This window comes from Desulfofundulus thermobenzoicus (genome assembly GCF_009428905.1).
GTDB classification, from domain to species: Bacteria; Bacillota; Desulfotomaculia; order Desulfotomaculales; family Desulfovirgulaceae; genus Desulfofundulus_A; species Desulfofundulus_A thermobenzoicus.
Map to the genome: position 1 here is coordinate 1 of NZ_WHYR01000070.1, position 13,592 is coordinate 13,592.

The following is a 13,592-nucleotide window of genomic DNA, read 5'->3' on the forward strand; positions in this document are numbered from 1 at the left end:
GGGCCGGGGCGGCAATGTGGTGCTCAAGGTGGATCCCGGCCTGCGTACCCTGGTGGATTTCCATTACCACCGCCATTACAAGGCGGAACGGGGGCAGCACGGCATGGGCAAAAACATGCACGGCCGGCAGGGGGAAGATCTGGTCCTCAGGGTTCCCCCGGGTACTCTGGTACGGGATGCGGCCACCGGGGAAGTGATAGCCGATCTGGTTTCTCCCGGTCAGGAGGCCATCGTGGCCCGGGGTGGCCGTGGCGGCCGGGGGAACGCCCGGTTTGTCACTGCGGTAAATAAGGCCCCCCGCATGGCTGAAAAAGGGGAACCCGGGGAAGAGCGCTGGCTGGAGCTGGAACTCAAGCTGCTGGCCGATGTGGGCCTGGTGGGGTTTCCCAATGCGGGAAAGTCCACCCTCATCAGCCGGGTTTCAGCCGCCCGTCCGAAAATAGCGGACTACCCCTTCACTACCCTTACGCCCAATCTGGGAGTGGTACGGGTGGATGGGGACCGCAGTTTTGTGATGGCCGACATCCCCGGTCTCATTGCAGGTGCCCATGGGGGCGCCGGATTGGGCCACCGTTTTCTGCGGCACACCGAGCGGACACGCCTGCTGGTACACGTGCTGGATATGGCCGGTGGTGAAGGTCGGGATCCGGTGGAGGATTTTGCCGTTATCAACCGGGAACTGGCCCTTTATAATCCGGTTCTGGCCAATCGCCCCATGGTGGTTGCCGCCAATAAAATGGACCTGCCCGGAGCGGTGGAGAACCTGGAACGGCTGCGGGAAGCGCTCGGGGACAAATATGAGATTTTTCCCCTGAGTGCCCTGACCGGCCAGGGGATAAAGCCCTTTTTGTACCGGCTGGCCGACCTGCTAACGGTGCTGCCCCCGCCCGAACAAACGGTCGGGGAGGATGTCCGGATGACCCGGGTGGAGGGGGAGCCCCCTTTTTCCATATCGTGCCGTGATGGGGTTTTCGTGGTGGCGGGCAGGGATATCGAACGTCTGGTGGCCATGACCGATCTGGATAACGACGAGGCGGTGGAAAGATTACAGCGCATTATTGCCCGCATGAAGCTGGAAGAGGCGTTGATCAAATACGGCATACGGGAAGGGGATACGGTGCGCATCGGGAATTTCGAGTTTACCTACAGTAACAGTCAATGAGGGTAAATGTATCATGACTGGTTATTTTTTTTGTGCTATACTGGGAACGGTGGTGATCATATGTCCGGGGAGAGGGATCTGGGTAATGTTAGACGGGTGGTGGTCAAGGTCGGTTCCAGTTCCCTGATTTATCCCACCGGCCGGCCCAACCTTTCCCAGATGGAAAAGCTGGTGCGGCAGCTGGCGGATTTACATAATCAGGGGCGGGAAGTGCTTCTGGTCACCTCCGGGGCCATCGGGGTGGGGCAGTACCGTCTGGGTTATACCCGCCGGCCCAAAACCATTCCCGAAAAACAGGCGGCGGCGGCCGTAGGCCAGGGTATGCTGGTACATATTTATGAAAAATTTTTTGCCGAGTACGGCGTCACCGTGGGTCAGGTGCTGCTTACCCGGGAAGATTTCAGCGACCGCCGGCGGTTTTTAAACGCCCGCAACACCCTGTATACCCTGTTGCGCCTGGGGGTGGTGCCGGTAATCAATGAAAACGACACCGTGGCGGTGGAGGAAATCAAACTGGGGGACAACGACAACCTGGCCGCCCTGGTGTCCACCCTGGTGGATGCCGATCTGCTTATTCTCCTTTCAGACATAGATGGTCTTTATGAAGCCGATCCCCGCCACTGCCGGGAAGCCAGGTTGATTGACCAGGTAAGGGAAATCACCCCGGAACTGGAGAAATGCGCCGGTGGCGCGGGTACTTCCCTGGGTACCGGCGGCATTGTGACCAAACTACAGGCGGCCCGCATTGCCATGCACTCGGGTATTATCACCGTACTGGCCCGCTCCACGGAGCCCGATGTGGTACGGCGGGTGGTGTCCGGGGAATCCCTGGGCACCATCTTCTGGCCTTCGGGGCGAATGGATAATAAAAAAAGGTGGATTGCCTTCAGCTCTACGGTATGTGGCTGCCTTTACGTGGACGAAGGGGCGGCCAGGGCGCTGCTGGAACATGGTAAGAGCCTGCTGCCCTCGGGGATTATCCGGGTGGAAGGCTCCTTTGAAATGGGAAATACGGTTAGTATCTGTGATCCGGCCGGGAAGGAAATCGCCCGGGGGATCGTAAACTATTCTTCCCCGGAAGTGGAGCGCATAAAGGGGTTGCAGACAAAAGAGATTGCCAGAGTGCTCGGTTACAAGGATTATGACGAAGTGGTGCACCGGAACAACCTGGTCCTGGACGTTTAAACCATCTTTATGACTACATTCATCTCCTGTGCAACCGGTGGAAAGAAATGCAAATTGCCCGGCGTGTCCCTCTAAACATTGAAAATCCGGTGAAACCAGTTTAATCTGCCCGGCAGCCGCGGACATTCATATGATAATTAAGAAAAATTATACATGGATTAACACAATATTCCGGTGAGTGCCGGGCCGCTCAACCCGGCGACCGGCGACTTTTGGAAGGAGCTACCCATGGGAACGTTAGTTCCCTCATAAGCAGTGAGAATCTATTTTCGAGGGAGGTAGTGCGGAATGGCAGTAGAACAGGAAGTAAGGGAAAAGGCCGCCAGGGCCAGGAAAGCGGCCCGCCGCCTGGCTTACCTTTCCACCGGGGTCAAGGACCGGGCCCTTTTGTCCATGGCGGACAGCCTGGTTAAAAGCAGGGATGCCATTATGGAAGCCAACGAGGTGGATGTGCGTGCCGGGCGGGAGAAGGGCCTGTCCCGGGCACTCATTGACCGCCTGTTATTAACCCCCGAGCGTATAGAGGATATGGCCGAAGGATTAAGAACGGTGGCCGCCCTGCCCGATCCGGTGGGAGAAGTGGAAGCCATGTGGCTGCGGCCCAACGGCCTGCAGGTGGGGCGCATGCGGGTGCCCCTGGGGGTCATCGGCATGATTTACGAAGCCCGGCCCAATGTTACCGTGGATGCCGCCGGCCTGTGCCTGAAGGCGGGCAACGCGGTTTTGCTCCGGGGTGGTTCCGAGGCCATCAACTCCAACCGGGCCATTACAGCCATTATTGCTTCGGCTGCCGAGCGGTCCGGTATCCCGGCCGGGGCCATTCAGCTCATTGAAAATACCGACCGGGAAGCGGTGAATGTGATGCTCAAACTCAATGACCTGCTGGATGTGCTTATTCCCCGGGGCGGGGCGGGACTGATCCGGACGGTGGTTCAGAACGCCACCGTGCCGGTGATTGAAACAGGTGTGGGCAACTGTCATGTTTATGTGGACGAGGACGCCGATTTAAAAATGGCCAGGGATATAGTCATCAATGCCAAGTGCCAGCGCCCGGGGGTATGCAATGCCATGGAAACCCTTCTGGTACACCGGGCGGTGGCCCGGGAGCTGTTGCCCGGCTTGCTGGACGACCTGAAGGATGCCGGGGTGGAGGTGCGGGGTTGTGAGAAGACCCGGGAGATTGTTTCCTGGGCAACTCCGGCCACGGAAGAGGACTGGGCCACGGAATACCTGGATCTGATTCTGGCGGTAAAGGTGGTGGAATCCATGGAAGAGGCCATGGATCACATTTACCGCTACGGCACCCGCCATTCCGAGGCCATCGTCACCAGGGACTACGCCCGGGCCAGGCGCTTCCTGCAGGAAGTGGATGCGGCGGCGGTTTATGTCAATGCCTCCACCCGCTTTACCGACGGCTATCAGTACGGTTTCGGCGCCGAGATCGGTATTTCCACCCAGAAACTGCACGCCCGGGGTCCCATGGGTTTAAGGGAACTGACCACTTATAAATACATTGTATTTGGTGACGGCCAGATCCGGGGATAGGTTTAAAATCCGTTCCGCAATGAAGCTATTACTTTGTCCCTGGTGATGAAATTGATGAACTCGTCGCTGGCCCGGGATTGGAACCTGGTCTGATTGCGGATGATTTTAAATTCCCGGGTAATGGTGGTGTCTTTCAGGCGCACCGGTTTGACCGTACCCAGGGCCAGCTCCTTACGGATGGCCCACCGGGAAAGGAAGGAGATGCCCAGACCGGCCTCCACGGCCTCCTTGATGGCCTGGGTGCTGCCCAGTTGCAGGATCCGCGCTGGCCGGGTATTCAGCTGGCGCAGGGCGTTTTCGGCAGCCAGACGGGTGCCGGAGCCCTCCTCCCGCAGGATAATGGTGCAGCGGCTCAGGTCTTCCGCCGTGGCTACGGGCTTGCTGGCCAGGAAATGGTCCGGGGGCACGATCAGTACCATCTCGTCGGTGAGAAATGGCTCCACCTGCAGATGGGCGTGTTCCACCGGACCCTCCACCAGCCCGATATCAATGGTGCCCTCCAGGGTTTGTTCAAAGACAATGGCCGTGTTGCCTATGGTCATGGCCAGCTCCACTTCGGGATATTTCCGGGCATAGGCACCCAGCAGCCGGGGCAGGACATATTCACCGATGGTCATGCTGGCGCCCACCACAATTTTCCCGGTGACCAGTTCAATCAGGTCGGTCACCGCCCGCTCGGCCTCCTGGTGCAGGGTGAGAATTTTTTGGGCATAGGCGTATAGAATGGCCCCGGCCTGGGTCAATTCCACCTTTTTGTTTGACCGGTCAAAAAGCCGTGCCCGGTAGTATTCTTCCAGGGCGTGAATGTGCTGGCTGATGGCCGGTTGGGTCAAATTGAGCACTTCGGCGGCCCGGGAAAAATTTTTTTTCTCGGCCACGGTAACAAAAACTTTCAGTTGATGGTCCAGCACAATCTTAACCTCCAGTAAAATTCGTTTTCTTACGGGGATGATTCCCTTTTCGGGGTTAAAAGGGGCGGGCTTTTCTCAATCATAACTCTCGATTATTCTAACCGCCACCTGAAAAACCTGTCAACTATCTTCAGAAAAAGGGTTGCTTTTTGGTATTGCGGCCGGTAAAATGGTGCTGAGGTTTTGTGCATGGCACAGGCAATAAAAAGATTGGGTATCATGGGCGGTACCTTTGACCCCATTCACTATGGTCACCTGGTGGCCGCTGAAGGGGCACGGCACGCTTTTCAGCTGGAAAAAGTGATTTTTATTCCCGCCGGCAGGCCGCCCCATAAAACCGGGCGCCAGATTTCCAGTGCCCACCACCGGTGGATCATGACCGAACTGGCGGTGGCCAGCAATCCTTTTTTTGACACTTCCACCCTGGAAGTGGACAGGCCGGGCTATTCCTATACCATCGATACGGTTCGGGAGGTTAGGGATTTATATCCCGGGGCGGAAATATATTTTATTACCGGAGCCGATGCGGTGCTGGAAATTCTTGACTGGAAAAATGTGGACGAGCTTTTAACCATGTGCTGGTTCATTGCCGCCACCCGTCCCGGTTATCCCCTGGGCAACCTGAGACGACGCCTGTCCGGCATCGCTCCGGCGCGGATGAACCGCATCATTACCATGGAGGTGCCGGCCCTGGCCATTTCCTCCACGGAGATCAGGATGCGGGTGCAGGAGGGCCGTCCCATAAAGTATTTGTTGCCCGAGCCGGTGGAAGCATACATTTTAAACCGCGGATTATACCGTTAGCCCTGTTAATTTTTATTGGAAAATGTTTGTCGTCGTCATCCGGTATTAGGGGCTCCCTTTTGACAAATAATAAGGTCAACCGCACCATGAAATGCAGCAAGGGAAAGAGGTGAAATAAATGGTACGGACCCTGTATGTGGGCAACCTGCCGTGGGCTACCAAAGCGGAAGACTTACAGGAGGCTTTTTCCCGGTATGGAGAAATAATCAGCGCCAGGGTGATTACCGACCGGGAAACCGGTCGCTCCCGGGGGTTTGGTTTTGTAGAGGTGGCCGACGATGATGCCGATGCCATTATCGCGGCCATGAACGGCACCGAATTTAACGGTCGTACAATTACCGTGAATGAAGCCCGGGCCAGGGATGAGCGCCCATAGGCCCTTAGAAACTCCCGTACGGTGGCGGGGGGAGTGGTGCTCCTTGGTTTACGGAAACCTCCAGTTCCCAGGGGACGGGGAGGTTTTTTTCAGCCTGTCCGGCAGGAACTTCAGGCAATAAAGCGAATATAATATACCCAACCAAAAAATGTTAAGGAGGCATGCCTTTTGACCATTGATCCCCGGGCGCTGGTGGAAGTTGTCGTGAAGGCGGCGGAGGATAAGAAAGCGCAGGATATCACGGTGCTGGAGATCAGCCGGATCTCGGTGATTGCCGATTATTTTGTGATCATGAGCGGCCGTTCGACCACCCACGTGCAGGCCATTGCCGAAAAAATTATGGATGCACTGGAGGAAAAGGCCGGGCTGGTGCCCCGCCGGGAGGGTCTGCGGGAAGGGCAATGGGTCCTGCTGGACTACGGCGACGTGGTAGTGCATATCTTCCAGGAGTCTGAACGGCAATTTTACAACCTGGAACGCCTGTGGGGAGATGCCCGGGTGGTGGATGTCCCGGTAAATCTTTAAAGTGACGGCCGGGGAAAATTTTTCACCCGGGGGTTGTTGACAAGCAGGCGGTGCTGTCGTATAATAAGCAATGTCCGTTACAATAAGATAATGACGATGACGGGGAGTAGTAGGCACTGAGGGTATTTGCAGAGAGCCACCGGCCGGTGCGAGGTGGTATGCCGGATTTGCCGAACTCGCCCCTGAGTTGCCCGGGGGAAAAATGGTACTCCGGGCCGGTGCGTGGCCGTTATCATGTGAGCGGGTAAATATATGGGGCTGTGGCGCAGAGGGAGCGCGCTTCCTTGGCATGGAAGAGGCCGCGGGTTCGATTCCCGCCAGCTCCACCATTTACCAATGAGGGTGGTACCGCGGGAGCAAGCCTTCCGTCCCTGATAGGGGCGGAAGGCTTTTTAATGTGAGGTAAGCTCCCATTAACCCTCACCACCGGGGAGGAGTTTTTACCGGGGGTAGAGTTATACACCCGTTTCTTTATCAGGTTAATAATATAAAGACTTAAAGGGGGAATCTGCCGGCATGATTTTTCAGGGGGGCATAACCGTTGGGGATTTGCTGGATCGAGCTGCCGATCTCAATCCCCGGGGAGAGGCACTGGTTTATCCCGACCGGGATCTGCGTTTGACATACCGGGCGTTTCGGGAGGCCTGCGACCGGGTGGCCAGGGGGCTTATGGCCCTGGGGATCAAAAGGGGAGAGCACATTGCCGTTTGGGCTCCCAACGTACCCCAGTGGGTGCTTCTCCAGTTTGCCAGTGCCAGGACGGGCGCGGTGCTGGTGACGGTGAATACCAGCTATAAATCCTTCGAACTGGAATATCTGTTGAAAAATTCCGATGTTACCACCCTCTTTTTAACGGCAGGTGTCAAGGATGCCGATTACATAGCCATGATCAATGAACTGTGCCCGGAACTGGCCCATTGCCTGCCCGGCCGCCTGAATGCCAGAAAGTTTCCCATGCTGCGCAATATTGTCTTTATCGGTGATCAGGAACCGCCGGGCATGTATACCTGGGAACAAATGCTCTGGATGGGCGAAGCCATTTCTCCGGCTGAACTGCGCGCCCGCCAGTCTTCCCTGGATCCGGACGATGGGGTTAATATGCAATATACTTCCGGTACCACCGGTTTTCCCAAAGGGGTTATGCTTACCCACAATAATCTGGTGGGTAATGCCCTTGGTATAGCCCAATGTCTTAATTTCGGCCCGGAGGACCGACTGTGCATTCCGGTGCCCTTTTTCCACTGCTTTGGCTGTGTGCTGGGCACATTAACCTGCGTGGCCTCCGGGGCCACCATGGTACCCCTGGAAACATTCAACCCGGTAAAAGTGCTGGAAACGGTGGAAAAGGAGCGCTGCACCGCCCTGCACGGCGTGCCCACCATGTTCATCACCGAGCTGGAAGTGCTGGAAAAACAGAATTATGATGTTTCTTCCCTGCGCACCGGTATTATGGCCGGTTCTCCCTGCCCCATGGAAGTGATGCGCAAAGTGGTGGAGCGCATGAATATGAGGGAAATTGTCATTACCTACGGGCAGACCGAGGCTTCCCCAGGCATTACCATGACCAGAACCAGCGATCCCATCGAGGTGCGGGTTGCCACCGTGGGCCGGGCATTGCCCGGGGTGGAGGTTAAGGTGGTGGACCCGGCTACCGGTGAGGAGGTTCCCCGGGGATTCCAGGGGGAAATCTGTGCCCGGGGTTATAATGTGATGAAGGGCTATTATAAAATGCCCGAAGCCACGGCAGCGGCCATTGATGAGGACGGCTGGCTGCACACCGGCGATCTGGGAATTATGGATGAAAACGGCTACCTGCACATTACCGGTCGCTTAAAGGATATGATCATCCGGGGCGGGGAGAATATTTATCCCCGGGAAATCGAAGAATTCCTTTACACCCACCCCAAGGTGAAGGATGTGCAGGTGGTGGGAGTGCCCAGCCTTAAATACGGGGAAGAGGTAATGGCCTTCATTCAGTTAAAGGAAGGATGCACGGCCACCCCCGAGGAGATCAAGGAATTTTGCCGGGGGAAAATTGCCCGCTATAAAATTCCGCAGTACATCCAGTTTGTACCCGGTTATCCCACCACGGCCAACGGCAAGGTGCAGAAGTTCAAGCTGCGGGAACAGGCCATCCACGAGCTGGGCCTGTACCAGGCGGCCCGGGTGGAAACGGCCTGAAGTGAAACTGCCTGTTGCCCCCGGGGTGGTGAAGGCTTATTATGCCAGAGCCACCCCGCTTTTTCCTTTTTATCATTACCGCTATAGTATCCCTCCGGGCGGTCGGTTCTTGTTTTTCAGGTGATTTTTGTGATAAAATGCCGTCGTGAGTTAACGAACGGTATCGATTTGAGAGGGGATGTCTGGTGAAAGAACGGTATGATTTTAAAGAGATTGAAGAAAAATGGCAGAGACGCTGGGAAAGGGAAAAATTATATAAAGTACCCGACTTCAGTGACCGTCCCAAATACTACTGCCTGGAGATGTTTCCCTATCCTTCCGGTAAACTGCATATGGGTCACGTACGCAATTATTCCATTGGTGACGTGGTGGCCCGTTTTAAAACCATGCAGGGATATAACGTGCTCCACCCCATGGGCTGGGATGCCTTCGGCCTGCCGGCGGAAAACGCGGCCATCAAGCACGGTAATATCCACCCGGCCGACTGGACCATGGAGAATATCAGCACCATGCGCGCCCAGTTAAAACAGCTGGGTATCAGCTACGACTGGGACAGGGAAGTGGCCACCTGCCACCCCGGTTATTATAAGTGGACACAGTGGCTTTTCCTGCAGCTCTACCATAAAGGGCTGGCTTTTAAAAAACATGCGGCCGTGAACTGGTGCCCCTCCTGTGCCACGGTGCTGGCCAATGAGCAGGTGGTGGGCGATGGCGTCTGCGAAAGGTGTAAAACGCCGGTGGAAAAGCGGGAACTGGAACAGTGGTTCTTCAAGATTACCGCTTATGCCGGGCGATTGCTGGAGGACCTGCAGCTTCTCTCCGGCTGGCCGGAAAAGGTGAAGATCATGCAGGAGCACTGGATCGGCCGCAGCGAAGGGGCCGAGATCCGGTTCAAAGTGGACGGCCTGGACGAAGAGATAGCAGTCTTCACCACCCGCCCCGATACCGTGTTCGGAGTGACCTACATGGTGCTGGCCCCGGAGCATCCCCTGGTGGAGAGTCTTATTAAGGGCCGGCCCCAGGCCGAAGAGGTGCGGGCCTTCGTCCGGCGGGTGCGTAACTTGAGTGAAATTGCCCGCACGGCCACCGACGCGGAAAAGGAAGGGCTGTTCACCGGCGCTTACTGCATTAATCCGCTGAATGGCGAACGGGTACCCATACTGGTGGCCAATTATGTCCTGCTGGAGTACGGCACCGGGGCGGTCATGGGCGTGCCGGCCCACGACCAGCGGGACTTCGAATTCGCCCGCAAATACAACCTGCCCATCCGGGTGGTCATCCAGCCGCCGGGACAGGCACTGGACCCGGAGACCATGACGGAGGCCTATGCCGGCGATGGGGTGATGGTCAACTCCGGGCAGTTCGACGGCCTGCCCAAGCAGGAAGGGATCCGGGCGGTAATCGCCTACCTGGAAAAGACCGGCCTGGGCCGCGGCCAGGTGAACTACCGCCTGCGGGACTGGCTCATTTCCCGGCAGCGTTACTGGGGCGCCCCCATTCCCATTATTTACTGTGACCGGTGCGGAGTGGTCCCGGTGCCCGAAGAAGACCTGCCGGTGCTCCTGCCCCGGGATGTGGCCTTTAAACCCACCGGCCAGTCACCCCTGGCCGATTCCCCCGCATTCGTCCATACCACCTGCCCGCGCTGCGGCGGGCCGGCCCGGCGGGAGACGGATACCATGGACACCTTCATATGTTCCTCCTGGTATTACTACCGTTATACCAGCCCCCGGGACGAAGGGGCGCCCTGGGACCGGCGCAAGGTGGAGCACTGGCTGCCGGTGGACCAGTACATCGGCGGCGTGGAACATGCCATATTGCACCTTTTGTACTCCCGTTTCTTCACCAAGGTGTTATATGATCTGGGACTGGTGAGCAACGTGGAGCCCTTTACCAATCTTTTAACCCAGGGCATGGTCCTGAAGGACGGCGCCAAGATGTCCAAGTCCAGGGGCAATGTGGTCAGCCCCGAGGATATCGTGGCCACCTACGGTGCCGATACGGCCCGGTTGTTCATCCTCTTTGCCGCGCCTCCCGAGCGGGATCTGGAATGGAGCGACCAGGGGGTGGAGGGCTGCTACCGTTTCCTGAACCGGGTGTGGCGCCTGGTGGCTTCGGTGGCCGGCGAATTAAAGGGTGCCCCCTCCAGGCCGGCCGGCAAAGTGGTGGGAGTTAACCGGGAAATGCGCCGCCTGACCCACCTGACCATTAAAAAGGTCACCGAGGACATCGGCAACCGGTTCAATTTCAATACCGCCGTCAGTGCCATTATGGAACTGGTCAACGGCCTGTACCAGTACAAGGAACTGCCCGCCACCGACCGGGAGCCGGCGGTGCTGCGGGAGGCGGTGGAACACCTGCTCATACTCCTGGCTCCCTTTGCCCCCCACATTACCGAGGAGCTGTGGGAGGTCACCGGCCACCGGGAGAGCATCCACAAGCAGCCCTGGCCGGAATACGATCCCGAGGCCATCGTGGAAGAGGAAATCACCATTGTGGTGCAGATCAACGGCCGGGTGCGGGAGCGGGTGGTGGTGCCGGCGGACATCACCCCGGCCCGGATGCAGGAAGTGGTCCTGGCCCAGCCCCGGGTGCAGAAACTGGTGGAGGGCAAAAAGATAGTCAAGACTATCCCCGTGCCGGGGAAACTGGTAAATATTGTGGTGAAGTGAGGGCTTTCCTTCCTGAAGGCTCTCTTTTTTTACTTATCAAACATGATATGATATCATATGTTTGAGGTGGTGAAAATGTCCAAATCGGAACTAAAGGAGCTGGAAAAATACGGCCGGATAACTCTTTATGCCGCGCAAAAGGAACGCAAGGAATTGTTAAAGAAACTGATGGAATATACAAAAGCCAGGACGGTATCCGAGGCAGTTTTCCAAGCGCTATCATTTTATGTGGAACAGGCCGGAACCAGGTCAAAGCAAAATTTACTGGCCCGTTCCAGGGGCATATGGGCAATGTGAGGAAGCCCAGGAAGGCGGCCGCCAGGGTGGGCAAATACCTGTAATGGGGTGATTATGGTAAATGCCCGTGGTTGCATCACGGCCTTAAACCGGGCCGCGGAGCTTATCCTGGGCGGGGCGGCCACCGCCCTCACCGGCCGGCCCATTCAGGAGGTGGCTCCCGGCAGCGGACTGCCGGAAGTATTGGAAACAGGGCAGTTACAGACGAGCCGCCGGGTGGTCATCAACGGAAAACATCTTGTTTCCAACCTGTCGCCCGTTACCCATGACGGCCGGGTGGTGGGTGCGGTGGCTGTGCGTCCAGTGCCATGGTTATAAAGTTCCGGTAACGCCGGCTATTTCACCATCGATTAAGCCCATTTCTTCCATGATAGTATCCCTGCTTTCCGACCGCACCCAGGAGATCTCCTGGACCTATGAGGTGCTGGACGAGGAAACGGGTGCGGCTTACCGGGCCACCTTTATTATCAGCCCCCAGAGCCGCATTGAATATTATTGCGTCTATCCCCGGGAAGTGGGACGGAACGTGGACGAAATCATCCGGGTTTTACAGGCCGTCCAGTTTGCCGCGGCCACCGGCGAGGGGGTACCGGCCGGGTGGCACCCCGGCCAGCCGGGGATTAAAATTGAGTTTGACCAGGCCGGTACCATTTAGAATACCGGATAAGGGGAGCGGTTGATGTGGCGGTAGTGCTGGTGGGTCCGGTGGTGTTGCCCGACCGGACTTTGGAAAAGGGAATGGTAATTACCGACGGCCCGGTGATTACCTGCGCCGGACCCTACCGCCCGGAATTGATTCCAGCAGGCTGCCCTTTGATCCCGGTATCCGGGGGCTGGATCTGGCCGGGGTTGATTGATATTCATATACATGGTATTGGCGGCTTTGACGTAATGGATGGTGACGCCGGGTCCCTGGCTGCCATGGCGCGGCAACTGGTACAGCATGGCGTTACCGGTTTTCTGGCCACCACCATGGCGGCGAAAATGCCGGAACTGGTCCGGGTCTGCCGGGCGGCCCGGGCCGTGGCCGCCGGACCTCCACCGGCCGGGGCTGAACTGCTGGGGATTCACCTGGAAGGGCCGTGGATTGCTCCAAAATGCAGGGGTGCCCAGCGGAAGGAGGGAATTGCCCCACCCTCCCTGGCCGCCGCACAGCAGCTGTTGGGGGAGGCCGGCGGGCTGCTCCGGCTGGTTACCCTGGCCCCCGAGTTGCCCGGCGCCATGGAGGTTATTGAATATTTCCGTGAAGCAAACGTGCGCGTTGCCGCCGGACACTCCGCCGCCCGTTATTTACAGGTGCAGGAAGCGATTGGCCGGGGGTTGTCCCATGTGACCCACTGCTTTAATGCCATGGCGGGCCTGCACCACCGGGAACCCGGACTGGCGGGGGCGGCGCTGGTGGATGACCGCCTTACCGTGGAGCTCATTGCCGATGGCATTCACGTCCACCCGGCGGTCATGGGGCTGTTGTACCGGATGAAGGGAAGGGAGAAGCTGGTGCTGGTAAGCGACAGCATAGGGGTTGCAGGGATGACGGACGGCAGCTACGGGCTGGGCGGCCGGACCATAACCGTGCAAAAGGGGGAGGCCCGGCTGGCTGACGGCACCCTGGCCGGGAGCACCCTGACCCTGGACCGGGCGGTGCGCCGGATGGTGGAAGACTGCCGGGTGCCGCTGCATGAAGCGGTGGCTATGGCCTCCGCCGTGCCGGCGGGAATTGCCGGCTGCGGCCACCGGAAGGGCCGGCTGGCGGCAGGATATGATGCCGATCTGGCCGTGGTTACCCGCGATTACCGGGTAGAACTGGTAATGGTGCGGGGAGAAATAGTTTACCGGCTTCCTTCCGCACAGGCCGTCACTGGCAGGGCCGGCACCGGCTGATGTATGATTGTTTTACCGGAAAAGGGGACGGGCAGTTTTGGCCAGTTAAAAGT

General features: G+C 57.8%; 13 protein-coding genes and 1 tRNA gene. 13 read left to right on the top strand and 1 reads right to left on the bottom strand.

Annotated features, from left to right (window positions below; translation table 11 throughout):
* The 3 genes from obgE to GFC01_RS16650 form a co-directional block, all read left to right on the top strand.
* Positions 1-1,162: GTPase ObgE (gene obgE / locus GFC01_RS16640; RefSeq protein WP_152948280.1), on the top strand; the 1,162-nt coding region annotated here is incomplete at its 5' end.
* Between the two features lie 60 nt (positions 1,163-1,222).
* Positions 1,223-2,347 carry a glutamate 5-kinase gene (proB, locus tag GFC01_RS16645; protein ID WP_152948281.1) on the top strand — a complete coding sequence of 375 codons (1,125 nt, stop codon included), beginning with the start codon at positions 1,223-1,225 and terminating at the stop codon, positions 2,345-2,347.
* Between the two features lie 288 nt (positions 2,348-2,635).
* The gene (locus GFC01_RS16650; protein WP_152948282.1) at positions 2,636-3,892 is read left to right on the top strand and encodes a glutamate-5-semialdehyde dehydrogenase; all 1,257 of its coding nucleotides are present in this window, start codon (positions 2,636-2,638) and stop codon (positions 3,890-3,892) included.
* Between the two features lie 2 nt (positions 3,893-3,894).
* Here GFC01_RS16650 and GFC01_RS16655 read toward each other — a convergent pair whose 3' ends face one another.
* Positions 3,895-4,803, bottom strand: a complete 909-nt coding sequence (locus GFC01_RS16655) for a selenium metabolism-associated LysR family transcriptional regulator (protein ID WP_341474065.1) — start codon at positions 4,801-4,803, stop codon at positions 3,895-3,897.
* 189 nt (positions 4,804-4,992) lie between these two features.
* Between GFC01_RS16655 and nadD the strand changes: the two genes are divergently transcribed.
* The 10 genes from nadD to nagA all read left to right on the top strand — a co-directional run bounded on the left by nadD (position 4,993) and on the right by nagA (position 13,539).
* A complete protein-coding gene (nadD, locus tag GFC01_RS16660) occupies positions 4,993-5,607 on the top strand; it encodes a nicotinate-nucleotide adenylyltransferase (RefSeq protein WP_152948283.1) in 615 nt (204 codons plus the stop codon).
* Between the two features lie 118 nt (positions 5,608-5,725).
* Positions 5,726-5,983, top strand: a complete 258-nt coding sequence (locus GFC01_RS16665; protein ID WP_152948284.1) for an RNA recognition motif domain-containing protein — start codon at positions 5,726-5,728, stop codon at positions 5,981-5,983.
* Positions 5,984-6,151: 168 nt separating this feature from the next.
* Positions 6,152-6,508: a ribosome silencing factor gene (rsfS, locus tag GFC01_RS16670; RefSeq protein WP_152948285.1), complete on the top strand. Its 357-nt coding sequence runs from the start codon at positions 6,152-6,154 to the stop codon at positions 6,506-6,508.
* 254 nt (positions 6,509-6,762) lie between these two features.
* Positions 6,763-6,837 (top strand) — tRNA-Ala (locus tag GFC01_RS16675).
* A 187-nt stretch (positions 6,838-7,024) separates the two neighbouring features.
* Entirely contained in the window at positions 7,025-8,689 is a 1,665-nt protein-coding gene (locus tag GFC01_RS16680) for an AMP-binding protein (protein ID WP_152948286.1), read from the top strand.
* 185 nt (positions 8,690-8,874) lie between these two features.
* Positions 8,875-11,361, top strand: coding sequence for a leucine--tRNA ligase (gene leuS / locus GFC01_RS16685; protein ID WP_341474066.1), 2,487 nt, complete (start codon positions 8,875-8,877; stop codon positions 11,359-11,361).
* 75 nt (positions 11,362-11,436) lie between these two features.
* Positions 11,437-11,658, top strand: a complete 222-nt coding sequence (locus GFC01_RS16690) for a hypothetical protein (RefSeq protein ID WP_152948288.1) — start codon at positions 11,437-11,439, stop codon at positions 11,656-11,658.
* Positions 11,659-11,712: 54 nt separating this feature from the next.
* Positions 11,713-11,976 carry a PAS domain-containing protein gene (locus GFC01_RS16695; RefSeq protein WP_152948289.1) on the top strand — a complete coding sequence of 88 codons (264 nt, stop codon included), beginning with the start codon at positions 11,713-11,715 and terminating at the stop codon, positions 11,974-11,976.
* Positions 11,942-12,313, top strand: coding sequence for a redoxin domain-containing protein (locus GFC01_RS16700; RefSeq protein WP_341474067.1), 372 nt, complete (start codon positions 11,942-11,944; stop codon positions 12,311-12,313). The genes GFC01_RS16695 and GFC01_RS16700 overlap by 35 nt, the downstream gene beginning before the upstream one ends.
* A 26-nt stretch (positions 12,314-12,339) precedes the next feature.
* Complete coding sequence (gene nagA, locus GFC01_RS16705; protein ID WP_207707639.1) at positions 12,340-13,539, top strand: N-acetylglucosamine-6-phosphate deacetylase; 1,200 nt, start codon at positions 12,340-12,342, stop codon at positions 13,537-13,539.
* The last annotated feature ends 53 nt before the right edge of the window (positions 13,540-13,592 follow it).

What these genes read in the sequence shown, in the direction of transcription:
- proB (WP_152948281.1), top strand. Translation starts at nt 1,223, where the DNA reads ATGTCCGGGGAGAGGGATCTGGGTAATGTTAGACGGGTGGTGGTCAAG.
- GFC01_RS16650 (WP_152948282.1), top strand. Translation starts at nt 2,636, where the DNA reads ATGGCAGTAGAACAGGAAGTAAGGGAAAAGGCCGCCAGGGCCAGGAAA.
- nadD (WP_152948283.1), top strand. Translation starts at nt 4,993, where the DNA reads ATGGCACAGGCAATAAAAAGATTGGGTATCATGGGCGGTACCTTTGAC.
- GFC01_RS16665 (WP_152948284.1), top strand. Translation starts at nt 5,726, where the DNA reads ATGGTACGGACCCTGTATGTGGGCAACCTGCCGTGGGCTACCAAAGCG.
- GFC01_RS16680 (WP_152948286.1), top strand. Translation starts at nt 7,025, where the DNA reads ATGATTTTTCAGGGGGGCATAACCGTTGGGGATTTGCTGGATCGAGCT.
- GFC01_RS16690 (WP_152948288.1), top strand. Translation starts at nt 11,437, where the DNA reads ATGTCCAAATCGGAACTAAAGGAGCTGGAAAAATACGGCCGGATAACT.
- GFC01_RS16695 (WP_152948289.1), top strand. Translation starts at nt 11,713, where the DNA reads ATGGTAAATGCCCGTGGTTGCATCACGGCCTTAAACCGGGCCGCGGAG.